At 66.4% G+C, this 19,942-nt stretch carries 24 protein-coding genes; 16 read left to right on the plus strand and 8 right to left on the minus strand.

Annotation, left to right across the window (positions count from 1 at the left end; translation table 11 throughout):
* The first annotated feature begins 70 nt into the window (after nucleotides 1–70).
* From ACYVN4_RS22295 to ACYVN4_RS22325, 7 genes are all read left to right on the plus strand, one after another.
* Nucleotides 71–1,381 carry an NAD(P)/FAD-dependent oxidoreductase gene (locus tag ACYVN4_RS22295; RefSeq protein ID WP_460723891.1) on the plus strand — a complete coding sequence of 437 codons (1,311 nt, stop codon included), beginning with the start codon at nucleotides 71–73 and terminating at the stop codon, nucleotides 1,379–1,381.
* Nucleotides 1,378–2,115: a DUF1365 domain-containing protein gene (locus ACYVN4_RS22300; RefSeq protein WP_460723892.1), complete on the plus strand. Its 738-nt coding sequence runs from the start codon at nucleotides 1,378–1,380 to the stop codon at nucleotides 2,113–2,115. The genes ACYVN4_RS22295 and ACYVN4_RS22300 overlap by 4 nt, the downstream gene beginning before the upstream one ends.
* Nucleotides 2,112–3,371, plus strand: coding sequence for a class I SAM-dependent methyltransferase (locus ACYVN4_RS22305; RefSeq protein WP_460723893.1), 1,260 nt, complete (start codon nucleotides 2,112–2,114; stop codon nucleotides 3,369–3,371). Before ACYVN4_RS22300 ends, ACYVN4_RS22305 begins: the two co-directional genes overlap by 4 nt.
* Nucleotides 3,368–4,645 carry a class I SAM-dependent methyltransferase gene (locus ACYVN4_RS22310; protein ID WP_460723894.1) on the plus strand — a complete coding sequence of 426 codons (1,278 nt, stop codon included), beginning with the start codon at nucleotides 3,368–3,370 and terminating at the stop codon, nucleotides 4,643–4,645. The genes ACYVN4_RS22305 and ACYVN4_RS22310 overlap by 4 nt, the downstream gene beginning before the upstream one ends.
* Nucleotides 4,642–5,472 carry a DUF1295 domain-containing protein gene (locus ACYVN4_RS22315; protein WP_460723895.1) on the plus strand — a complete coding sequence of 277 codons (831 nt, stop codon included), beginning with the start codon at nucleotides 4,642–4,644 and terminating at the stop codon, nucleotides 5,470–5,472. The genes ACYVN4_RS22310 and ACYVN4_RS22315 overlap by 4 nt, the downstream gene beginning before the upstream one ends.
* Before the next feature lie 120 nt (nucleotides 5,473–5,592).
* Entirely contained in the window at nucleotides 5,593–6,234 is a 642-nt protein-coding gene (locus ACYVN4_RS22320; protein WP_460723896.1) for a hypothetical protein, read from the plus strand.
* A gap of 58 nt (nucleotides 6,235–6,292) precedes the next feature.
* Entirely contained in the window at nucleotides 6,293–6,730 is a 438-nt protein-coding gene (locus ACYVN4_RS22325; RefSeq protein WP_460724063.1) for an SRPBCC family protein, read from the plus strand.
* A 15-nt stretch (nucleotides 6,731–6,745) separates the two neighbouring features.
* On the opposite strand, the gene ACYVN4_RS22330 is transcribed toward ACYVN4_RS22325, so the two are convergent.
* The 4 genes from ACYVN4_RS22330 to ACYVN4_RS22345 all read right to left on the minus strand — a co-directional run bounded on the left by ACYVN4_RS22330 (nucleotide 6,746) and on the right by ACYVN4_RS22345 (nucleotide 10,467).
* Complete coding sequence (locus ACYVN4_RS22330; protein WP_460723897.1) at nucleotides 6,746–7,198, minus strand: GNAT family N-acetyltransferase; 453 nt, start codon at nucleotides 7,196–7,198, stop codon at nucleotides 6,746–6,748.
* A gap of 42 nt (nucleotides 7,199–7,240) precedes the next feature.
* Nucleotides 7,241–7,636: a hypothetical protein gene (locus ACYVN4_RS22335; RefSeq protein WP_460723898.1), complete on the minus strand. Its 396-nt coding sequence runs from the start codon at nucleotides 7,634–7,636 to the stop codon at nucleotides 7,241–7,243.
* Nucleotides 7,637–7,682: 46 nt separating this feature from the next.
* Nucleotides 7,683–9,857: an MMPL family transporter gene (locus ACYVN4_RS22340; protein WP_460723899.1), complete on the minus strand. Its 2,175-nt coding sequence runs from the start codon at nucleotides 9,855–9,857 to the stop codon at nucleotides 7,683–7,685.
* Nucleotides 9,858–9,939: 82 nt separating this feature from the next.
* Nucleotides 9,940–10,467, minus strand: a complete 528-nt coding sequence (locus ACYVN4_RS22345; RefSeq protein ID WP_460723900.1) for a TetR/AcrR family transcriptional regulator — start codon at nucleotides 10,465–10,467, stop codon at nucleotides 9,940–9,942.
* 110 nt (nucleotides 10,468–10,577) lie between these two features.
* Between ACYVN4_RS22345 and ACYVN4_RS22350 the strand changes: the two genes are divergently transcribed.
* Both ACYVN4_RS22350 and ACYVN4_RS22355 read left to right on the plus strand, forming a co-directional pair.
* Nucleotides 10,578–11,213 (plus strand): TetR/AcrR family transcriptional regulator, encoded by a 636-nt coding sequence (locus ACYVN4_RS22350; RefSeq protein ID WP_460723901.1) that lies wholly within the window; start codon nucleotides 10,578–10,580, stop codon nucleotides 11,211–11,213.
* Entirely contained in the window at nucleotides 11,210–12,184 is a 975-nt protein-coding gene (locus ACYVN4_RS22355) for an acyl-ACP desaturase (RefSeq protein WP_460723902.1), read from the plus strand. The genes ACYVN4_RS22350 and ACYVN4_RS22355 overlap by 4 nt, the downstream gene beginning before the upstream one ends.
* 13 nt (nucleotides 12,185–12,197) lie before the next feature.
* Here the strand turns inward: ACYVN4_RS22355 and ACYVN4_RS22360 are convergent, their stop codons facing one another.
* Nucleotides 12,198–12,671, minus strand: coding sequence for a MarR family winged helix-turn-helix transcriptional regulator (locus tag ACYVN4_RS22360; protein ID WP_460723903.1), 474 nt, complete (start codon nucleotides 12,669–12,671; stop codon nucleotides 12,198–12,200).
* Nucleotides 12,672–12,856: 185 nt separating this feature from the next.
* On the opposite strand from ACYVN4_RS22360, the gene ACYVN4_RS22365 reads away from it, so the two are divergent.
* Nucleotides 12,857–13,618, plus strand: coding sequence for an alpha/beta hydrolase (locus tag ACYVN4_RS22365; RefSeq protein WP_460723904.1), 762 nt, complete (start codon nucleotides 12,857–12,859; stop codon nucleotides 13,616–13,618).
* Between the two features lie 72 nt (nucleotides 13,619–13,690).
* On the plus strand, nucleotides 13,691–14,395 hold the full coding sequence (locus ACYVN4_RS22370) for an SDR family NAD(P)-dependent oxidoreductase (protein WP_460723905.1): 705 nt from the start codon (nucleotides 13,691–13,693) through the stop codon (nucleotides 14,393–14,395).
* 9 nt (nucleotides 14,396–14,404) lie between these two features.
* Here ACYVN4_RS22370 and ACYVN4_RS22375 read toward each other — a convergent pair whose 3' ends face one another.
* Nucleotides 14,405–14,740 carry a putative quinol monooxygenase gene (locus ACYVN4_RS22375; protein ID WP_460723906.1) on the minus strand — a complete coding sequence of 112 codons (336 nt, stop codon included), beginning with the start codon at nucleotides 14,738–14,740 and terminating at the stop codon, nucleotides 14,405–14,407.
* Between the two features lie 126 nt (nucleotides 14,741–14,866).
* On the opposite strand from ACYVN4_RS22375, the gene ACYVN4_RS22380 reads away from it, so the two are divergent.
* The 3 genes from ACYVN4_RS22380 to ACYVN4_RS22390 all read left to right on the plus strand — a co-directional run bounded on the left by ACYVN4_RS22380 (nucleotide 14,867) and on the right by ACYVN4_RS22390 (nucleotide 16,750).
* A complete protein-coding gene (locus ACYVN4_RS22380; RefSeq protein WP_460724064.1) occupies nucleotides 14,867–15,565 on the plus strand; it encodes an alpha/beta fold hydrolase in 699 nt (232 codons plus the stop codon).
* 30 nt (nucleotides 15,566–15,595) lie between these two features.
* Nucleotides 15,596–16,057: a hypothetical protein gene (locus ACYVN4_RS22385; RefSeq protein WP_460723907.1), complete on the plus strand. Its 462-nt coding sequence runs from the start codon at nucleotides 15,596–15,598 to the stop codon at nucleotides 16,055–16,057.
* 96 nt (nucleotides 16,058–16,153) lie between these two features.
* Nucleotides 16,154–16,750 carry a hypothetical protein gene (locus ACYVN4_RS22390; protein WP_460723908.1) on the plus strand — a complete coding sequence of 199 codons (597 nt, stop codon included), beginning with the start codon at nucleotides 16,154–16,156 and terminating at the stop codon, nucleotides 16,748–16,750.
* Nucleotides 16,751–16,761: 11 nt separating this feature from the next.
* On the opposite strand, the gene ACYVN4_RS22395 is transcribed toward ACYVN4_RS22390, so the two are convergent.
* Nucleotides 16,762–17,157 (minus strand): DUF1801 domain-containing protein, encoded by a 396-nt coding sequence (locus tag ACYVN4_RS22395; RefSeq protein WP_460723909.1) that lies wholly within the window; start codon nucleotides 17,155–17,157, stop codon nucleotides 16,762–16,764.
* Nucleotides 17,158–17,223: 66 nt separating this feature from the next.
* Here ACYVN4_RS22395 and ACYVN4_RS22400 point away from each other — a divergent pair, with 66 nt between their 5' ends.
* Both ACYVN4_RS22400 and ACYVN4_RS22405 read left to right on the plus strand, forming a co-directional pair.
* The gene (locus tag ACYVN4_RS22400; RefSeq protein ID WP_460723910.1) at nucleotides 17,224–18,015 is read left to right on the plus strand and encodes a metalloregulator ArsR/SmtB family transcription factor; all 792 of its coding nucleotides are present in this window, start codon (nucleotides 17,224–17,226) and stop codon (nucleotides 18,013–18,015) included.
* Between the two features lie 20 nt (nucleotides 18,016–18,035).
* Complete coding sequence (locus ACYVN4_RS22405; RefSeq protein ID WP_460723911.1) at nucleotides 18,036–18,635, plus strand: dihydrofolate reductase family protein; 600 nt, start codon at nucleotides 18,036–18,038, stop codon at nucleotides 18,633–18,635.
* Nucleotides 18,636–18,732: 97 nt separating this feature from the next.
* Here the strand turns inward: ACYVN4_RS22405 and ACYVN4_RS22410 are convergent, their stop codons facing one another.
* On the minus strand, nucleotides 18,733–19,869 hold the full coding sequence (locus tag ACYVN4_RS22410; protein WP_460724065.1) for a lipase family protein: 1,137 nt from the start codon (nucleotides 19,867–19,869) through the stop codon (nucleotides 18,733–18,735).
* Between the last annotated feature and the right edge of the window lie 73 nt (nucleotides 19,870–19,942).

Here is a 19,942-nt window from a genome sequence, read left to right on the forward strand (position 1 = left end):
CGACCAAACCGCCCCGGGCCGCATGTCGAAATCCGCGTATGGGTGTGAATGAACAGCGGCGGGGCGGCCGATGAGCGATGTGCGCGGCGGTCACGATGTCGCGGTGATCGGCAGCGGGGTCGCCGGATTGACGGCCGCCTACGTGCTCGCGCTGACCGATCGGGTGACGCTCTTCGAGCAGGACGATCGACTCGGCGGCCACGCGCACACCCACGAGGTGGAGTTCGCGCCGGGCCGGCGGGTGCGGATCGACTCCGGATTCATCGTCCACAATGACCGGACCTATCCGACGCTGCTGCGGCTGTTCCACGAATTGGGTGTGCACACCCGGGACACGGACATGTCGATGTCGGTGCGCGCCGATGCCACCGGGCTCGAGTACGCCGGCGCCAAGGGCCTGCCCGGACTGTTCCCGACCGCTCGCGCCCTGACCCGTCCGCGCTACCTCGGGATGCTCGCGGAGGTGCCTCGATTCCATCGCGCCGCGCGGGAACTGCTGCGGCAGCCCGATTCCGGGATGCCGCTCGCGGAGTTCCTGCGCCAGCACCGGTTCAGCCGGTACTTCCGGGACAACTTCATGACGCCGCTGGTGGCGGCCGTGTGGTCCTGCGATCCGGGCCTGGCCGACCGGTATCCGGCGCACTATCTGTTCCGGTTCCTCGACCACCACGGGATGTTGAGCGTGTACGGCTCCCCCAGCTGGCGGACGGTGGTGGGCGGATCCGGCCGGTACGTCGACAAGATCGCGGACCGGATCGATGAGATACACACCGGGACAGCGGTATCCGGCGTCGCCGAGCGTGACGACGGCGTGCTCGTGACGACATCGGGCGGCACGCGGCGCTTCGATGCCGTGGTCATCGCCACCCATCCGCACCAGGCGCTGGCGATGTTGACCGAGCCGAGTGATCTGACCCGGTCCGTGCTGGGAGCCATGCCGTACTCGGTGAATCACGCACGGCTGCATACCGATGCGTCCTTACTGCCGCAGGCCCGCCGGGCACGGGCATCCTGGAACTACCTGATTCCCGCGCAGCCGGGCGACGGCGTCATCGTGACCTACGATCTCACCCGGCTGATGGGACTCGACCACGTGACGGATCGACGCTTCCTGGTCACCCTCGGTGGAACGGATCGGATCGCAGCGGAACACGTGATCGCGGAGATGACCTACGAGCACCCGATCTACACTCCGGAATCCGTTGCGGCGCAGCGCTACCTGCCCACCATCGATAGTGATCGGCTGGCGTTCGCCGGGGCCTATCACGGCTGGGGTTTCCACGAGGACGGCGCACGCTCGGGTCTGCGGGCCGCGGAGCGGATAGGCGGACGGTGGGAGTCTCGGCCGGAAGTGCCGACTCCTCGGGTGGCCGCGCGATGACCGCTCCCCCACCGGCGCTCTACTTCACTCGGATCCGTCACGTGCGGCGGGCGCCCGTGCACCACGAGTTCGAATATCGCAGCTACAGCTGGTATTTCGATCTGGACGCGCCGCCGCGGCTGCCGATGCCGTTGCGGCCGCTGGGCTATTTCCGGGCCGCCGATCACCTGTCCGGCCCCGGCACCGATCTGCGGTCCCGGGTCGACAGTCTGCTCGCCGAGCACGACATCGATTGCGCGGGTGGGCATGTCACCGGCCTCATGTCGGCGCGGGCACTCGGGTACGGCTTCGATCCGCTCAGCGTCTTCTGGTGTCACGGTCCGGACGGACGGCTGCGCTGCGTGATCGCCGAGGTGCACAACACCTATGGCGGCCGCCACGCCTACCTGCTGCGCCCCGACTCCGAAGGCCGGTCGGTCACCGAAAAGCGTTTCTACGTCTCGCCGTTCAATCCGGTGCAGGGCCGCTACGAGCTGCGGCTCCCCGAACCGACCGAGGACCTGGCGCTGCGGATCGTGCTGCGCCGCGACGGTGAGCAGCCCTTCTTCGCCTCGGTGACCGGCCATCGAGTTCCTGTAACCACCGGCACCATCCTGCGTGCGCAATGGCGTGCGCCCCTGTCGCCCTGGCTGACCGCGGCCCGCATCCGCCGGCACGGCATCGCCCTGTGGGCGCGGGGAGTTCCGATCGTCCCGCGCACCTGCCGCCCCGAATCCGTAAGGAGCACCCCATGACCGGATCCTGCCTCGACACCGTGGGAACCGGACTGATCCCGCCGGTCCCGAGCGGAGTGCGGTCGCGACTGCTCGCCAACGGTTGTGCGCTGCTCTTCCGCCGGGCGGTAGCGCGGCTGGCGGTGCGGGTGGAGTATCCCGACGGGACCGTCCTGGGTGTCGGCGCGTGCACCGAGCCGCTGCCCCGGATGATCCTGCGCGATCCGGACGCCTTCTTCGCTCGGGTCGGCACGCAGGGACTGATCGGATTCGGTGAGTCCTATCTGGCGGGCGAGTGGACCTCGCCGGACCCGACCGCCGTGCTGACGGTGCTGGCCGAGCGCCTGCCGCGCCTTGTTCCCGCCCCGCTGCAGCGCCTGCGGTTCGCCTTGCTGCCGTCACCACCGGCGAGCGATCTCGGGACGACGGCGAACGCGCGCAGCAATATCGAGCACCACTACGACCTGTCCAACGAGCTGTTCCAGCTGTTCCTCGATGAGACCATGACGTATTCCGCTGCGCTGTTCGAGGATTCGGCGATCGCGACATGGGAGCAGTTGGCCGCCGCGCAGCGGCGCAAGGTCGATCGGCTGCTCGACGACGCAGGGGTGCGCGCGGGCAGCCGCGTGCTCGAAATCGGCAGCGGCTGGGGCGAATTGTGTGTTCGGGCCGCTGCGCGCGGCGCTACGGTGCACTCGGTGACCCTGTCGACAAGGCAGTTGGAGCTGGCCCGAATCCGGGTGGCGGCGGCGGGATTCAGCGAGTCTGTCGTGCTCGAACTGCGCGACTATCGCGATATCCGCGGTGAGTACGACGCCATCGTGTCGGTGGAGATGATCGAGGCGATCGGCTACCGGTACTGGCCGGTGTATTTCGATCTGCTCGACCAGCGGCTGGCGCCGGGCGGGCGGGTGGCATTGCAGGCGATCACCATGCCGCACAACCGGATGCGCGCCTCCCGCCGCACCCACACCTGGATCCAGAAGTACATCTTCCCCGGCGGATCGCTGCCTTCCACCCGGGCGATCGAGGCCGCGGCGGGCCGCACCCGGCTGCGAGTCCGCGAACGCCGTGGTCTCGGTATGCATTACGCCGAGACCCTGCGCCTGTGGCGGGAGCGATTCGACAGTCGCGCACCGGAAGTCGCGGCGCTGGGCTTCGACGCGACCTTCCGGCGGCTGTGGCAGTTCTACCTCGCCTACTCCGAGGCGGGATTCCGGTCCCGTTACCTCGATGTCCAGCAGATCGTTCTCGACCGGCCCGAGGAGCACCCGTGAACGTCGCCACCCGACTCGAATCCGCCCTGCGGCCGCTGCTGCGCGGGCCGCTGCCGGTGCGGCTGACCGCCTGGGACGGCAGCGGTGCCGGGCCGCTCGGCGGCCCGGAGGTCGTGCTGCGCAGTCCGCGTGCCTTGCGCCGAATCCTCTGGCATCCAGGCGAACTCGGGGCGGCGCAGGCGTATGTCACCGGGGAGCTCGACGTGGACGGGGATCTGGGTGAGACCCTGAGCACCGTCTGGCGGACCGTCGCGGACCGTCGCATCGGGCGTCCGCGGCCTGCGGATCTCGCTCGCCTGCTCCTGGTGTGCGCGCAGATCGGCGCGCTCGGGATCCGGCCGCCCGCGCCGTCCACGCAGGCACGGCTACACGGGCGGCGGAACCGGCAGCCGCGCGACCGCGCCGCGATCAGCCATCACTACGACGCCTCCAACGACTTCTACCGGATGCTGCTCGACCCATCGATGGCGTACTCGTGTGCCTACTTTCCGGATGGCGCGCCCGACAGCCCCGATAGCGACGAGCTCGCTCGGGCACAGCAGGGCAAATTGGATCTGGTCTGCGACAAGCTGGGGCTGCAACCCGGCATGCGGCTGCTGGACGTCGGCTGCGGCTGGGGATCACTGTCGCTGCACGCGGCGGAGCACTACAGCGTGGAGGTCGTCGGCATCACGATCTCGCGTGCGCAGCAGCAGTACATCGAAAACTGTGTCGCGCAACGGGGACTCACCGGGCTCGTGCAGGTCCGGCTGCTGGACTATCGCGACCTCACCGACGGCGGTTTCGACGCGGTCGCCTCGCTCGAAATGGGTGAGCATGTCGGCGAACGCAATTACCCGCTGTATGCGCGGGCCCTGCACGAGGCCGCCGCTCCCGGCGCGCCGGTGCTGGTGCAGCAGATGTCGCGGCGCGGACGACACCCCGGGGGCGGCCCGTTCATCGAATCGTTCATCGCACCCGATATGGCCATGCGGCCGGTGGGTGACACCATCGCCCGGCTGGAGGACGCCGGGCTGGAAGTGCGTGACGTGCAGGCGCTTCGGGAACACTACGTGTGGACGGCGCACGCCTGGCTGCGGCGGCTCGAGGACCGCTGGGAGGAGGCGGTGACACTGCTCGGTGTGGAGGGCGCGCGCACCTGGCGGTTGTATCTGGTCGGCGGAGCGCTCGCCTTCGAGCAGGGGCGCATGGGGGTGGATCAGATCGTCGCGTATCGACCGGCGGCCACGCACGCGGGTCGGTATCGGCCGTCGAAGGCGGTTGTGTCGTCATGAACTGGGATGCGGCGCTGAGAGTTTCGCTGCTGTCGGCCTTGGTGCTGATGGTGCTGCAGGTCGGGACGTATCTGGTCGGCAGGCGGGCCGGACGCTACAACGTGGTGGATGTGATTTGGGGGGTGGGCTTCGCGCTCGTCGCCGCGGTCGCGCTGGTGGTCGGTGACGGGTCGATGCTGCGCCGGGTCGTGCTCTTCCTGCTCGTCCTCATCTGGGGGACGCGGCTGAGTTGGCATCTGGCGCGCCGGACCTCGGGGCATGGCGAGGATCCGCGCTACAGTGCGCTGCTGGATCGGCACGGTCGGTCGCCGGGAGTGGTGTTCGTCCGGATCTTCCTCACCCAGGCCGTGGCGCAATGGGTGATCTCGCTGCCGATTCAGGTGTCCGCGGCCGCCGGGGAAACTCGGGGCCTGGCGTGGTGGGTCTTCGCGGCGGGGGTGATCGGGTGGATTGTCGGGGTGCTGTTCGAGGCGGTCGGGGATTACCAACTCGCCCGCTTCAAGGACGATCCGGCCAATCGCGGTCACATCATGGATCGTGGGCTGTGGGCGTGGACCCGGCATCCGAACTACTTCGGCGACTTCTGCGTGTGGTGGGGTCTGTGGCTGATCGCGGCGTCGGCTTGGCCGGGGGTGTTGACGGTCTTCGCACCCGTGATCATGTCCTATGTCCTGATTCGCGGCACCGGCGCTCGACTACTCGAACTGGTGATGCGCAGTCGGCCCGGCTATGCCGAATACCAAAGTCGCACAGCTTATTTCTTTCCTCGTCCGCCGAGTTCGTCACCGAAGAAGCATAATTCGCCTAATTCCGACAAACCATCGTAGTGAAACAATCGAATTCAGCGGATATCCCAACGGATCCACAGCGGGCAAGTACCGTTTCCTGGCAGCCCAGAATTGCGTGGAACCGTGAGGAATCCCTTGTCTGAATCCGAGAGATCGTCAATGTCCTTTCCGCCCGCCGAGCCGCCCCCGTTTCCCGACTCCTCTTCGGAGCGGACGGTTTCCAGGCGCAAGCTCGCGGCCATCGCCGGGGTACTGCCGCTGAGCGCGCTCGCGGTCGGCGCTGCGGTCTGGTCCGGAAATGACGACGGTCCCCGCAATACCGCGAGCAAGGGCACTGTCACCAGCACGACGAAACCCGACTCGATTCCGACCCGGACCGAACCCGCCGCCGGTCTCGCTCCCGAAATCGCCAAGATCGGCAGCCGCCATATTGCCGCGCTGCACGCCATACACCTGCATTTGAGTCACATCTCCACCTACGACCCGCAATCGCTGGACGACTATTTCGCGGGTTCCCTGGATGCGACGACGGGCGCCTATCGGCAGCAACTGATCGACACCCACCCCGCCACCCATCAATACTTCCTCGCCACCAACAGTCGTAGCGAAGTGCTCGAATTCAATTGCGGCCTGCGCGCGATCACCGGTACGACAGCGCTCGGTGTCGGATACGTCAAACAATCCACCACCACCGATCTCGCCCCCACCCCCGCCGTCACCCTCACCGCCTGGGTGGTGACCGCCGAGGAACAACCCGACGGCCGCTGGCTGATGAGCGACGCCAAGCGCATCTCCACCTGACGCGAAGTGCCTACCCTGCCGTAGGGTAAGCATCGTGCACGATGAAGTCACCGTCCAGATGGCCGCCCCCGCCCAGCAAATCTGGGACCTGATCAGCGATGTCACCAACGTCGGCCGCTTCAGCCCCGAAACCTACGGCGCCGAATGGGTCGGCGGCGCAACCGGTCCCGTAGTCGGCGCCAAATTCCGCGGCAAGGTCAACCGCAACGGCTGGGGCCTCAAGTACTCCACCATCTGCCGAGTCACCGCCGCCGACCCCGGCCGCGAATTCGCCTTCACCGTCCTCGGCCCCGGCGGCACCCCCATCAACACCTGGCGCTACCTTCTCGAACCCACCCCCACCGGCACCGCCGTCACCGAATCCTTCCACCTGGCCAACAACCTCCCCCTCCGCCTCTACTGGCTCCTAGCCGGCTGGGCCCGAGGCAAAACCAACCGCAAAGGCATGCAGCAGACTCTCGAACGCATCAAGGCCGACGTCGAATCCACTCGCTGACTCAGCACCACGGAGTCACGACCGTCCGCGCCAGACACAGCGAACGTCCGGTTCTTGTTCCTCGTTTCGGCGGCCGTCGGTCAGCTCGACCTCGATGAAACCGTGTCGGGCGTAGAAGCGCCGAGCTGGCTTGTTGACCTGAAAGGTCCACAGCTCCAGACCATTCGGGCGGCGGCGTTTGGCCAGCTCCATGAAGCGGTCGCCTAGCCCCTGCCCCTGCCTGGGTGGGTCGAGATAGAGCTGCTCGAGTTCGTCGTCGGCCAGGACCAGGAGGCCGAGGATGGTGTTGTCGGCCTCGGCCAGCCAGGTTTCGTGGTGTGGGACAACAACGTCGGCGAACCAGCGCCGGACGGTATCGTCGTCGTGGGCTCGACGGACTGCCGGTAGCGCTGCGGAGTAGGACCGCAGCCACACATCGGCGAGTGCGGCGGCGTCGGAGTCGTCTGCCCGTCGGAAGAGAGGATCCACCGCACCAACGTTAGACACCGGCACCCACGGCGGGCCTCAGTGTCAGGATTGCGGTGGGGTGATCCGGGCTCGGGCCGCGGGCCACGGTAGCGGGATGTCCGCGGTCGAGCCGGTCGTTTCGACGAAGTTGGGGTTGCCGATGCGACCGGCCATGTCGGCGAGCATCTTCGCGTGGGTGCCGGTGTGCGCGAACTCGTCCATGGCGGCCTTGTCCGACCATGCGGACAGGGTCCAGAAGGTCTTGTGGATGAGCTTGGCGTCCAGGGCGAAGCCTACGCAGCCGGGGGCGGACTTCAACTGGGCACGAATCCGCATGGTCCAGTACAGGAATCGGGGCACGTCGCGGTAGTTGGTCAGTGGCAGACGGGAAGTGAGCACGTGTAGCGCGGCGCCGTCGGCGGGCTGGTGCGGTCCCTTGGTCCAGGGCAGAGCGGGCATGACGATCTCCTTGTTTTACGGGGGTGGATGACGGGCTTTCTCGCGACTATGAGGCGGTTACCACCGGTTCGGCGGCCGGTGCGGTGATCTCACCGTCGGACTCGTGGATGCCGTGGCGCTCGTAGAACCGGCGCAGCGGGCCGGGAGCCCACCAGCCGATGTGGCCCAGCAGCCGCATGATGGCGGGCACCAGCAGGATGCGAACGACGGTGGCGTCCAGCACGATCGCCACCACCATGCCGACGCCGAACAGGATCATGGTGAGCACCTGGCTCGACGCCATCGCCGCCAGCGGCACGCACATGAGCAGCGCGGCACTGGTGATCAAGCGGCCGGTGCGCTGGACGCTCGTGGCCACCGCCGCGGTCGGGTCACCGAGCAGGTCGTACTGCTCGCGCACCCGCGACAGCAGGAACACCTCGTAGTCCATGGAGAGGCCGAAGATCAAGGCGAACAACATGATCGGCATGTTGGGTTCGATATTGCCGGTCGGTGTGAAGCCCAGCAGGTTCGACAGATGGCCGTCCTGGAACACCAGCACCAGCACACCGAAGGTAGCCGAGAGCGACAGCAGGTTCATCGCGATCGCTTTGAGCGGCAACAGGACCGATCCGAAGGCCACGAACAGCAGCAGGTAAGTCGCGACGGCGATGTAGAGCAGCATCCCGGGCAGCGCGTCACCGAGCCGGTTGAGGGTGTCGTCGTAGGTGGCCGTCTCGCCACCGAAGTACACCTTGGCACCGGCGGGCTTGGCCTGATCCTCCAAGCGGTGCAACAGTTCCCGGCTCGGCTTGGACACCGCCGCGCCCGAGTAGGTCACCGAAACCCGCGCGACGTTGCCGCCAACGCCGGTGATCTCGGCCCGCTGCGCGCCCGGGACATTCCCGAGCCGCGTCGCGTATTCCGACAGTGCCACTTGCTGATCCGGCCGATCGGCGGCGGCAGGCAGTTCGAGCACCGCGTCGATGGTCTTGGCCGCACCGCTCGGGAAGTCCTTCTCCAGCATGGTGAAGACCTGACGACCCTGCGCCGACTCCGGCAGCTGCCGGGCGTCGTTCACGCCGAACTCGATGCGCAGCACCGGCGCTGCCAGCACCAGCAGCAGCGCGATGGCGGCGGTGGCGACGAGCACCGGGCGGCGCATGACGCCCTGCGCCAGCCGGTACCAGAACCCGGTGGCGCAGGGGATCGCCGAGCGCTGCTTCCACAGCGACAGCGCATTGATCCGATGCCCCAGCAGCGCCAGCACCGCAGGGAGGGCGACCAGCGAGAAGAACATCGACAGCAGCACGGCCGCGACGCCGCCGTAGGCCATGGACTTCAGGAACACGAAGGGGAAGAAGCTCATCGACGCGAGCGCGACCGCCACCGTGATGCCCGAGACCGCGACGGTGCGCCCGGCGGTGGACAGGGTGCGGGCGAGCGCGTCCGCACCGGTGTGGCCCTGTTCCATCTCCTCGCGGTAGCGGCTCACGATGAACAGGCCATAGTCGATGGCGACCGCCAAACCCAGGATCGTCACCAGGCTCATGGCGAAGACCGAGATGTCGGTGAACTGCGCGAAGATTCGCAGGACCGCCATCGAGCCCAGGATCGACAGGCCGCCGACCGCCAGCGGCAGACTGGCCGCGACGAAGCCGCCGAAAACGATCACGAGCAGGATGAACAGCACCGGGAACGACAGCCCCTCGGCCATCCCGAGGTCCTTGCCCACCTGGTCTCCGGCCTCGTATCCGGCCGGGGTGTTGCCGCCCCGGAAGGTCTGCAGGCCCGGAGCCGCGAGCTTGTCCTTGATCTTCAGGTAGCTGTCCTGCTTGGCATTGTCGTCGCCGCCGACGAAGTTCAGCAGCACGTAGGTGGCGTGCCGGTCGTGGCTGACCAGCTCGGCCAGGTTCGTCTGCCAGTAGTCGACGGAACCGGTAACCGACGAATTCGGCAGGGCCGCAATCGTATCCGTCACGGCTGCGCGAAATCCGTTGTCATCCACGGTGCGGTCGGCGCTGCGGTAGACGATGACCGCGTCGGGGCTGCGCTGGGCGAAGGATTTGTCGGCCAACTCGGCGGCATGGCGGCTGTCGGAGCCGCGCGCCTCGAACCCGTTGGGCACCATGTCGCCGAAGACACCCAGGCCGTAACTGCCGGAGAGGATCGCGAGCACCGCGGTCACCGCCAGCACGGACAGTCGCCGCCGGTGTACGAAATATCCCAGTCTTTCGAACACTGCCTTACCCCTTTCGGGCAGCAAAGATCCACGCGCAGTGGATGTTTCGGCCACCGCGGAGTTCTACAGAAAGTCGATGAGGTTATTCGGTGCCGTCGGGATTCAGCAGATCCAGATCCAGCACACTCGTGACATTCAGCAGCATGCCCTGCGCCATGAAGTCGAACGCGCCATCGGCGTCACTGCCGGACAGCTCCTTCACCACCCGATACAGGCTGTGAAAACGTTCGCGCGCGAGGGCACGGATCTCATCGTCGAGAGCCGACGCCGCGTACACCTGCAGCTGAAAGGTGAGCGACTGGCGGTCGCCCAGCAGATCGATATAGGCCTCGGCCATCGAATCCAGCCGAGACTCCTGAGCACTCCGCTCGGCGGCCCCGCGGAAAGCGTTCTCGACAGCGTCGAAGCCCTGGTCCGTGGCGGCCAGGAACACCGCCTTCTTGGTCGGAAACAACCTGAACAGATAGGCCTGCGAAATCCCGGCCCGCCGAGCGATCGACTCCGTCGTCGTCGCCGCATATCCACCGGCCGCGAACTCGGCGATGGCCGCAGCCAACACCTGTTCGCGTCGCGCACTCGCTGACATCCGCGCCCGAGCAGGTGAACTCATACACCTTAGTTTAGTGAGCACTCACCTAACTAATCAACAGCACCACAGCATCAGGCAAATATTTCCCATGAGCAATGTTGCCTATGGGCAATATTTGCTACGGTGCTCGTGTGACGGACGAACCCGGGCTCGGTCTGCGCGAGCGGAAGAAGATCGATACACGTCAGGCAATCAGTGATGCCGCTTGGGAATTGCTCGCCGAGCGCGGGGTCGAGGGCTTGCGGCGGGAGGAGATCGCGGCCCGGGTTCGGGTGTCGGTGCGGACCTTCAACAACTACTTCACGACCAAGTACGACGCGTTGGCCTATCGGCAGGTGGAGCGGTTGCGAAGCAGCACAGCGGCATTGCGCGCCAGGCCGGCGGATGAGCCCTTGTGGGAGGCCATCGCTGCGGCGTTCATCGACCGGCACGAGCCGGAGCCTGCGCGCGAAACTCGGATCCCGAGCGGTGATCGCCCCGCGGTGCTGCGCGATCTGCTCGCGAGACCACAGATGCGGGCGGCGGTGTCGAAGGTGTGTTTCACCGATGAGGAATTGGTCGCGGTGATCGCCGAGCGCAGCCGGACCGATCCGTCCCGGGATGTGTACCCGCGACTGGTGGCCGCGGCGATCGGCGCGGCGTGGCAATCCGCAGCCGAGGTCTATCTCCAGGCGAGCCCGCCGATTTCTTCCCAGGCATTGCTGCAGAAGGCATTCGACCAGATCAAGGCGGGCCTGCCGGATCCGTCGGTAGGGAGCACGATATGACGAGACCGGCGACCCAGCTGGAACTGCTCATCGAATTGGAACCGGTCGCTGCGCAGAACCTCGATCGGCATCTGTCCATGACCAAGGACTGGCATCCCCACGACTACGTGCCCTGGGATGAGGGTCGAAACTTCGCGGCGCTCGGCGGACAGGACTGGGATCCAGCGCAATCCAGGCTCGGCGAGCTCGCCCGGGTCGCGATGATCACCAATCTGCTGACCGAGGACAACCTGCCGTCCTACCACCGCGAGATCGCCGAGAACTTCTCCCAGGACGGCGCGTGGGGTACGTGGGTCGGGCGCTGGACCGCGGAGGAGAATCGGCACGGCATCGTGATGCGGGACTATCTGGTGGTGACGCGCGGTGTGGATCCGGTGGCTCTCGAACAGGCCCGCATGGCACACATGACCGCCGGCTTCTCATCGATGAGCATTGCCCGGGACAAGGGCGCGGACGCCGAAAGTCTCACCGGCAGGGGATTTCTGCACTCCATTGCCTACGTGACATTTCAGGAGCTGGCCACCCGGGTCAGCCACCGCAACACCGGCAAGGTGTGCCACGACCCGATCGCCGACCGCATGCTGCAACGCATCGCCGCCGACGAGAACCTCCACATGATCTTCTACCGCAACCTCTGCGACGCAGCCCTGGACCTGGCGCCCGACCAGGCCATCGAGGCAATCACGCTCATGCTGAAGAACTTTCAGATGCCGGGCGCCGGGATGCCGAACTGGCGCCGCAATGCCGTGTTGATGGCCAAGCACGGGATCTACGATCCGCGGCAGCACCTCGAAGAGGTCGTCCTGCCGGTGCTGCGTGCCTGGAAAATCTTCGAGCGCAACGACTTCAGCTCGCACGGCGACCGGATCCGCAACGAGCTCGGCGAGTATCTCGACAAACTGCGGATCGACACCGCGCGATTCGAAGAACAGCGTGACCGCGCACTCGCGAGAGCGGCTCGACGCGGATAAGGGTTCGATGGATTCAGCCTGCGGGGAGGCCGATGCGGTCGCGTTCGAGGGTGGCGCGTAGGAGTGAGAAGAACTGCGCGACAGTGGAGAGTGACGGGGTGGGGGCGATGGGGGCGAGTCTGTCGGTCAGCTGTTGGGCGAAGGTTTGTTCTGCGGCTTCCAGGAGGCGGGTGCCGTCGTCGGTCAGTGAGAGGAGGGAAGAGCGACGGTCTGCGGGGTTTGGTTGGCGGGATACCCAGCCCTGTTGCTCCAGGCGGTCGACTCCCTTGCTCATTGCGCCGACGCCGGCGGCGAACTCGTTCGCTAGGTCGGCTACCCGGGCGCCGGGGTGGTTGCGTAGGTAGCGGAGGGATTCGAACTGGGAGGTGAGGAGGCCGTGTTGTTCGCGGAGGCGGTCGTTGAGGGCGTTGTAGAGGCGGGTTTCGCAGCGGACCAGGTCGGCGAACAAGGTTGGGAGGTCGACGGCGTCGGCCGGTGTATATTCCATGGCATATATTGTAGTGGAAGATACTTCCCAGGAAGGTTGATATGAGCAGGGAGCAGCGGGCGAAGGTTGATGCACTACTTCGGCAGCCGCGGGCCGGCGGGCCTCGGTCGGTGGAGGACCTGCGGGCGGGATTCCGGGCGCTGATGGCGCAGATGAACGTGCCCAGTGAGATACGGACCCGGAGCATGACGCTCGGGGACCGGCCCGCTGTGCATGTCGAAGCGAGCGAGACTTCGACGCCGGGGACGATTTTGTACTTCCACGGCGGCGGGTTCGTCTTCGGGTCGCCCGAGACGGCCATGTCGCTGACCGCGAATCTAGTGACCCGCACCGGGATTCGCGCGTTCTCGGTGGACTATCGGCTAGCACCCGAGCACCCTTTCCCGGCGGGTCTCGACGACACGGTGAGTGCTTACCGGGCGCTGCTCGACGACGGCGTACCTGCCTCGGACATCGTGTTCGCGGGCGATTCCGCCGGGGGTGGGCTGGCCGTCACCACCTGTCTCGCGGCGCGTGATGCGGGTTTGCCGTTGCCCGCCGCGATCGTGGCGTTCTCCCCCGGGCTCGACATGACCCGCACCGGCGAAAGCATGGACACCAGAGCCGAGTTCGACCCAATTTTCACTCGGGAGGCCGTCGAGCGCACCGGCGCCATGTATCTCGCCGGACAGGACCCTCGCCAGCCGCTACTCAGCCCGGCGATCCTCGCGGATCTGAGCGGCTTCCCGCCGATGCTGCTGCAAGCGGGTACGAACGAATTGCTGCTCGATGACTCCACTCGGCTGGCTACCCGTGCCCGGGCCGCGGGGGTCGACGTCATTCTCGACATCACTGCCGACGTACCCCACGTCTTCCAATCCTTCACCGGCGTGCTCGACGAAGCCGACCAAGCCCTCGACCGCGCAGCCCTCTTCATCAGCCAGCAGCTCCACCGCGCCGCTGTCTGAAGCTCGTAAGGTGAACGGGCTCGACCGAACGTTTTTCTTGCCCGTGCGATCACCGCAACGACAGGAGCGCCCGTGAGTACTGTTTCCCCGAACAACACCGTTCTGCTCATCGGCGCATCGCGCGGACTGGGTTGTGCGATCTCCGCAGAATACGTCGAACGGGGTGCGCGGGTGGTGGCGACCGTGCGCGGGTCCGGCCGCACACCGCTGCACGAATTGCGGGACGCCGTCGGGGATCGGCTCGAGATCGAACAGGTCGATATCACTGCGCCAGAACAGGTTCGGGCGCTTCGGGAGCGTTTGGGGACGCACACATTCGAGCTGTTGTACGTGAATGCGGGCGTCACCAACGACCCGGACGAAACCCCGGCGACCATCGCCACCGAGGAATTCAACCGCCTCATGGTCACCAACGCCCTCAGCCCGATGCGCGTCATCGAAACCCTCGGCGACCTCGTCACCCCCGACGGCACCATCGCGATCATGTCCTCCGGCCAGGGCAGCATCGCCAACAACGAACGCGGCGGTTTCGAGATCTACCGCGCCAGCAAATCCGCCCTCAACCAACTGATGCGCAGCTACGCCGCTCGCAACCGCGAAGGCAAACGCACCCTGCTGTTGCTCGCCCCCGGCTGGGTCAAAACCGACGTCGGCGGCCCCGACGCCCCACTCACCATCAGCGACAGCATCCCCAACCTCGTCACCACCATCGACGCCCAGCACCGCCACCCGGGCCTGCAATACCTCGACTACCTCGGAAAAACCGTCGCCTGGTGACAGCCCCTCCTACGCCTGGCTGATCGAAAGACTGAGCAGGGGAATGACTCCCACCTGTTCGGTGGTGTCGAGGGCAGCCTGACTGTCGGCCACGAGCCAGCCGGGCAGGGCGGCAACAAACCCCTGCACGGCCGGAACGGCCATATGCGTGTCGAGAGCCTGCTGATCGGCGTAGCGCTCGAGGATCAGAAAGCGTTGCGGCGCAGTGCGATCACGCCAAATGCGGTAATCGAGAACCCCGGGTTCGTAGAATGCGGCTGCAGCGAGTGCGTCCACAGTCCGCTCGAACTCGCCGACGAACTCGGCACGAACATCAATCACCGCCGACAGCTGAATATTTGGCATACCTGCACGTTAGGGGCACGAGCACCGGTTCGAGAAAGCCGGATTCGCTCTGAACTCAGCGCCGATCGTTATCAATCCCGCAACACGGTCTCCGGAATAGTCGAGGAGGTGGGCCGGTTGGGTTCGATGGTGAACTTCGTCTTGATTCCCGGTGGCTGGTTCGGTGGATGGTGGTACTCGGATCTGGCAAGCGAGCTTCGTCGACGCGGGCATGCCGTCTATCCGGTGACTCTCACAGGAGTTGGGGAGCGTAGCCATTTGCTCTCGCCCACAACGAATCTGGATACCCATATCCAGGATGTCGTGTCGGTCTTGGAATTCGAGCAACTCGACAATGTTGTGCTCGTGGGACACAGCTATGGCGGCATGGTCATCACCGGTGTCGCGGACCGCGTTTCCGAACGGATCGCCGCATTGGTCTACTCCGACGCCTACGTGCCTGTTGACGGCCAGTCGTGCTTCGAGCTCACCTCCCCGCTCTTCCAGCAGATATTCCTCGACGGAGCGGCCGACGACGGGATCACCGTGCCCGTTCCCGCGGGCGTGGACCCACGCGCCACCGGTCATCCCCTCGCGTCGTTCCTGCAACGGATCCGGCTCACGCGCGAGACGCCGCCGGATGCCCTGCGCGAGTACATCTACCTCAGCAAATGGGAAGGCACCCCGTTCACTGCGGTCTACGAGAAACTCCAGCACGACCCGTCGTGGCGCACCCACAGCCTCCCGACAAGCCACAACGTGCTGGCCGACGCCCCCGACGAGTACCTGAAGCTGCTGCTCGACATCGCCGCCCACGCAACCTCCTCCCACGGTGTCTCGCCGTAGTCGGAATCGCTTGTGGCATAGGCTCGGCGTGTGGACAAGCCGCCGCTGTATCGGAAGGACAACACCACCGCGCGGGGGTCGCGTCCACGTGGTGGTGAGTACCGGCATCGGCGCAACACCAAGCAGGCTGCGAAATCCGATGTGACGCAGGAGGGTATGGGGCGGGCGCAGGGGCGCGGACGTGATTACACGCCGCTCTTTCGGTTTCTCCTGTCGCGGGTCGGCTCGGATTGGGAGGCGACCTTCGCGGAGGCCGAGTCTCGGCTCGATCGGAGTGAACCGATCTTCTGGCTGGTGGCGGTGCAGGAATCCGACCGTAGAGATTATGTGCGGATCGGTGAGTCGACCTATTACAGCGGACTGTATGTCGCCTCCGATGGAACGCTGCAGGTCGTGAATCCGGACATCGATGAATCGAGTCTGGACCCAATGTGTGCGTGCTGTACCTCCACGTTCAACGGCATTCGATTCACCAGGCCCGCTCCGAGCTAGCCGTGCGGAGTGGGTGCCGTGGCGGTATAGAAGGGGTATGGCTCGTGTCGGTGTCAGCGGGCAGATGAATATCGTTGAGGACGGTGCTGCCCGCGCATGAGCGAGGACGAATACGACGGCCGGTACGCATGGTCGGGTGTGGCGGACCGGGGTGGGGATGGGGTCGACTTTCGGATCCATCGGCATTTGCGGGCAGATGAGCAGTTGCTCTGGCTGGGTGGGCCCGACCCTGACGCGCGGTTTATCGTGACCGATTTCTTCGAGATTCCATTCGGGCTGCTGTTTGCGGCGGGGTCGACAGCTCCACTGGCAGTGGCGTTCTCAGGGGGTCCGGTGATCCCATTCGGGGTGGTGGGGCCACTGTTCTTGTGCGCCGGGCTGTATGCCGCGGGTGGCCGGATCTTCCGCAAGCGGTGGCTGCGTCAGCGCACCAGATATGCGATTACCACGAAGCGTGCGCTCATTGCCGTCGGGACGCGGGCGCTGCGGGAGGCTCCGCTGCACACCCTGCCGATGTCGTTCCGGCACAGCCGCGATGGACGCCACGTCACCGTAATCATCGGTGGCAACGGCAAACCCTCGCCCCTCGACGAAACCAGCATGCTGAGCAAGAGAAAGGACGTCTTCGCCCTCTACGACGTCCCCACTCCCGATGCCTTGCTCGCCGCGCTCGCCACTGCCGAACTCGAATAACCCGGCTCCGGTCAGTCGGCGGTGGCTTGGAGCCAGCGGGTGGCGAGGTCGGTGATGGCGGGGAGGTTGGTTTCCAGGGTGGAGGGGTCCTGGAATTCGATGATTCCTCGGTCGGGGGCGAGCCAGCGGATGAGGCCGGTGGGGTCGTCGAAGGTGAAGGGGTCGGAGGGGGAACGCTTTTTGGCGCCGCGGTGGAAGATCAGGTCGAGCACGTTCTTGGGTTGCAGGCGCATGGTGATGCGGTCTTCGCCGTCGAGGCCGAAGCTGGGGGCGTTCCATTTGATTTGCTCGGTGATGCCCGGGGCGGCGCCGAGGAGCGCCTTGCGGAGTTGTTCGATCTCGGGTTTGCGGGGGTGGGACAGATCGGCGAGGTACTGGTCTACGGTTCCGTTGCTCGACTTGGCCATGCCCGCCACTCTACTGCCAGCGAATATTCCTTGACATGAATATTCGCCTATGGGAATGTGTTGGGCATGGAGGAGATCGCGGCGGCGCTGGGTGACGATGCTCGGTGGCGGATTGTCGAGTTGCTGGCCGGGCGACCGCGGTCGGTGGGTGAGATCGCGGAGTTGACCGGGTTGCGGCAACCGCAGGCGACCAAGCATTTGCAGACGTTGGCCAAGGCGGGGCTGGTGACGGTGTCACCGCTCGGGCAGCGGCGGATCGCGGCGCTCGAAGTGGCGGCATTGGATGCCTTCGCGCGGCGGTTGACCGAACTGGTCGAGCTCGCCGAATCGACCGTGGGCGAACTGGATACGATCGAGAGGTATCGCAACGCGCTGGCCGCCGAGGCCGCGCGCGCCGACCGGGATCGGTGGGCGGACGGCCGGAGCTTCGGATTCGAGCGCGTGTTCACCGCGGCTCCGGAGACCGTGTGGCGATACTGGGTGGATCCGGCGCTGCTCGAATCCTGGTGGGCCCCACCGTCGATGACGATCACCGACTGCCTGATCGAGGCGAGGCCGGGTGGTCGGGTGATCCTCGATTACCGCGACGCCGAAGGGCGGTACCACTCCGCCGGGCAGGTGCGGGTCGCCGACGAACCCGCGCATCTCGAATTCGACATGTCACTGTTCGATCCGGCCGGTGCGGTGCTGTTCACCGGCCGCTACGACGTCACCTTGACCGAGATCCCCGAGGGCACCCGGCTGCGGCTCGACCTCGGCATCACCGACACCGTCATCACCGCATCGGATTTCATCGCCGGCATCGAAACCGGCTGGGGCCAGGTCCTCGACCAGCTCGCGCACGAAATCACCTCGTAGACAAAGGAAGTAGGACAATCATGACCACCTCCGAGCAACGCATCGTGGCCGCGAATATCGTGCTGAGCCTCGACGGCTACTATCACGGCGCGGGCGGCCCCGGCGATATGGGCGCGATCGTCCCCTACGCCAGCACCGAGACCGCGCGAAACCACCTCGGCCGTATTCACGAGAACGCGACGACCGGCGTCCTGGGACGCAGCAACGCGGAGGGTTTCCTCGGCTACTGGTCCACGGTCGCCGTGGACGACAACGCCGATCCTCGCGATCGCGCCTACGCCAAGTGGCTGCTCGACACCGAGAAGGTCATCTTCTCCACCACCGTGACCGAGATGCCCTGGGAGCATGTCCGAGTCGTCAACGGACCCATCCCCCAGATCATCGCCGAGCTCAAAACCGTTGGCACGGGCGAGATCTTGGTCAATACCAGCCCGACCATCACCAAGGCCCTGCTCGCGGCGAACCTGGTCGACCGTCTCTACCTCCTGATCACCCCCGAAATCACCGGCGGCGGAGAGCGACTCTTCGTCGACGGCCTCCCCGCCTCGCACTGGCAGCTCACCAGCCAGACGGTCGGCGAACTCGGCGAGCTCGCCGTGGTCTACGACCGCAAGCGCTGAACATGCCGATGCCCCGCCCGGCTGAACCGGACGGGGCATCGCTGTTGCAAGGCACGTATTCGCGAAAGCCATTCGGCGGCAGCGAGATCGAACCGGGTCAGTGGCAGTTGGAGGGGGCCGGTCGGCCCGCGAAGCGGTCAGCCAGGTAAGTGATGGCGTTGAGGGCACCGGGGAGCATGGCGGTGGCGTGGTCGGCGCCGGGGATGATGTCGAACTGGACGGGGGTGCCCGCGGCGCAGTAGCGGGCGGTGGTGGCGGCTACCTGGTCCAGGGGGACCTGGTCGTTGGCGCCGTGCCACTGGTAGATCGGGGCGCGGGGGATGCCGGGGAAGACTTCCAGGGCGTTGGCGTGCATTGTTTCGACGGTGGCGGATTCGGATTCCATTCCGGCGGTGAAGAATTCGCTCAGCGAGTGGCCCGCGCCGATGGAGACGATGTCGTCGGCGCAGGAGTTGGCCAGGCGGTCGCGCAGCGCGAAACCGGCCGGGGTGAGCGCTCGATCGAGCGGCAGCGTGTCGGGGTATTCGCGTTGCAGGCCGACGGCGACGGCGAAGCCGAGGCCGAAGAGCGGGTGTGGCTTGTCACCGATCTCCAGGGCCATCTTGCCGGGGTTGGCGGGCAGCCCGCCCTGTGCGACGCCGACGATCGGCAGTTCCGGCGCGTAGTCCGGGGCGAGCGCCGCCGCGAAGCCGGTCGACATCGCGCCACCGGAGTATCCGGCCAGCCCGACCGGCGAATCCTGCAGTCCCGCAGGCGCGAAGCGCTTGACCGCACGAATTCCGTCCAGGGTGATCTGCCCGCCCAACCGCGCCGCCCCGTACGCGCTCGACGGTCCGAGATGATCTGGCACCGCCACCGCCCAGCCGCGGGCCAGCAGCAGATTCACCCCACCCGCCTCCCGGATGCCACCGTTGAACAGCGCGTGCGACGGCGCGCATTGCAGACCGAGCGAATTCTCGAACGGCTGATACGACAGCAGCGGACGGGGACCGGATCCCGGGGTGAGCAAGGTGGTGACCGCCGCAATGGGCGCACCGGTCGAATTCGTCGACCGGAACAATAGTTGCCAAACGGTTGCGCCCGGCCAACTGCCTGCATCGAGCTGACGGGAACGCAGCACATCCCCGGGCGCGGCGGCACCGATATCGCCGGGCGCGGAATAGAACCCGTCGGGGTCTGCCGCCGGATAGACGGGCCCGGCGTGCGCGGCAGGCATGCCATAGGCCGCGACCATCACCGCGGCGGCGGCACCGACGGCTCCGGCCAGGGTCCGCCGCAGCGCGGGGCGCGGGTCGATCGCAGAACGT

This window comes from Nocardia heshunensis (assembly GCF_054782115.1).

Coding starts and splice junctions, on each gene's coding strand:
- ACYVN4_RS22375 (WP_460723906.1), bottom strand. CDS start 14,740: ATGCCAAATATTCAGCTGTCGGCGGTGATTGATGTTCGTGCCGAGTTC.
- ACYVN4_RS22405 (WP_460723911.1), top strand. CDS start 18,036: ATGACCACCTCCGAGCAACGCATCGTGGCCGCGAATATCGTGCTGAGC.
- ACYVN4_RS22325 (WP_460724063.1), top strand. CDS start 6,293: ATGGCCGCCCCCGCCCAGCAAATCTGGGACCTGATCAGCGATGTCACC.
- ACYVN4_RS22345 (WP_460723900.1), bottom strand. CDS start 10,467: ATGAGTTCACCTGCTCGGGCGCGGATGTCAGCGAGTGCGCGACGCGAA.
- ACYVN4_RS22395 (WP_460723909.1), bottom strand. CDS start 17,157: ATGGCCAAGTCGAGCAACGGAACCGTAGACCAGTACCTCGCCGATCTG.
- ACYVN4_RS22365 (WP_460723904.1), top strand. CDS start 12,857: ATGACGCTCGGGGACCGGCCCGCTGTGCATGTCGAAGCGAGCGAGACT.
- ACYVN4_RS22320 (WP_460723896.1), top strand. CDS start 5,593: ATGTCCTTTCCGCCCGCCGAGCCGCCCCCGTTTCCCGACTCCTCTTCG.
- ACYVN4_RS22355 (WP_460723902.1), top strand. CDS start 11,210: ATGACGAGACCGGCGACCCAGCTGGAACTGCTCATCGAATTGGAACCG.
- ACYVN4_RS22410 (WP_460724065.1), bottom strand. CDS start 19,869: ATGGTCGCGGCCTATGGCATGCCTGCCGCGCACGCCGGGCCCGTCTAT.
- ACYVN4_RS22315 (WP_460723895.1), top strand. CDS start 4,642: ATGAACTGGGATGCGGCGCTGAGAGTTTCGCTGCTGTCGGCCTTGGTG.
- ACYVN4_RS22295 (WP_460723891.1), top strand. CDS start 71: ATGAGCGATGTGCGCGGCGGTCACGATGTCGCGGTGATCGGCAGCGGG.
- ACYVN4_RS22335 (WP_460723898.1), bottom strand. CDS start 7,636: ATGCCCGCTCTGCCCTGGACCAAGGGACCGCACCAGCCCGCCGACGGC.
- ACYVN4_RS22390 (WP_460723908.1), top strand. CDS start 16,154: ATGAGCGAGGACGAATACGACGGCCGGTACGCATGGTCGGGTGTGGCG.
- ACYVN4_RS22380 (WP_460724064.1), top strand. CDS start 14,867: ATGGTGAACTTCGTCTTGATTCCCGGTGGCTGGTTCGGTGGATGGTGG.
- ACYVN4_RS22400 (WP_460723910.1), top strand. CDS start 17,224: ATGGAGGAGATCGCGGCGGCGCTGGGTGACGATGCTCGGTGGCGGATT.
- ACYVN4_RS22300 (WP_460723892.1), top strand. CDS start 1,378: ATGACCGCTCCCCCACCGGCGCTCTACTTCACTCGGATCCGTCACGTG.
- ACYVN4_RS22360 (WP_460723903.1), bottom strand. CDS start 12,671: ATGGAATATACACCGGCCGACGCCGTCGACCTCCCAACCTTGTTCGCC.
- ACYVN4_RS22305 (WP_460723893.1), top strand. CDS start 2,112: ATGACCGGATCCTGCCTCGACACCGTGGGAACCGGACTGATCCCGCCG.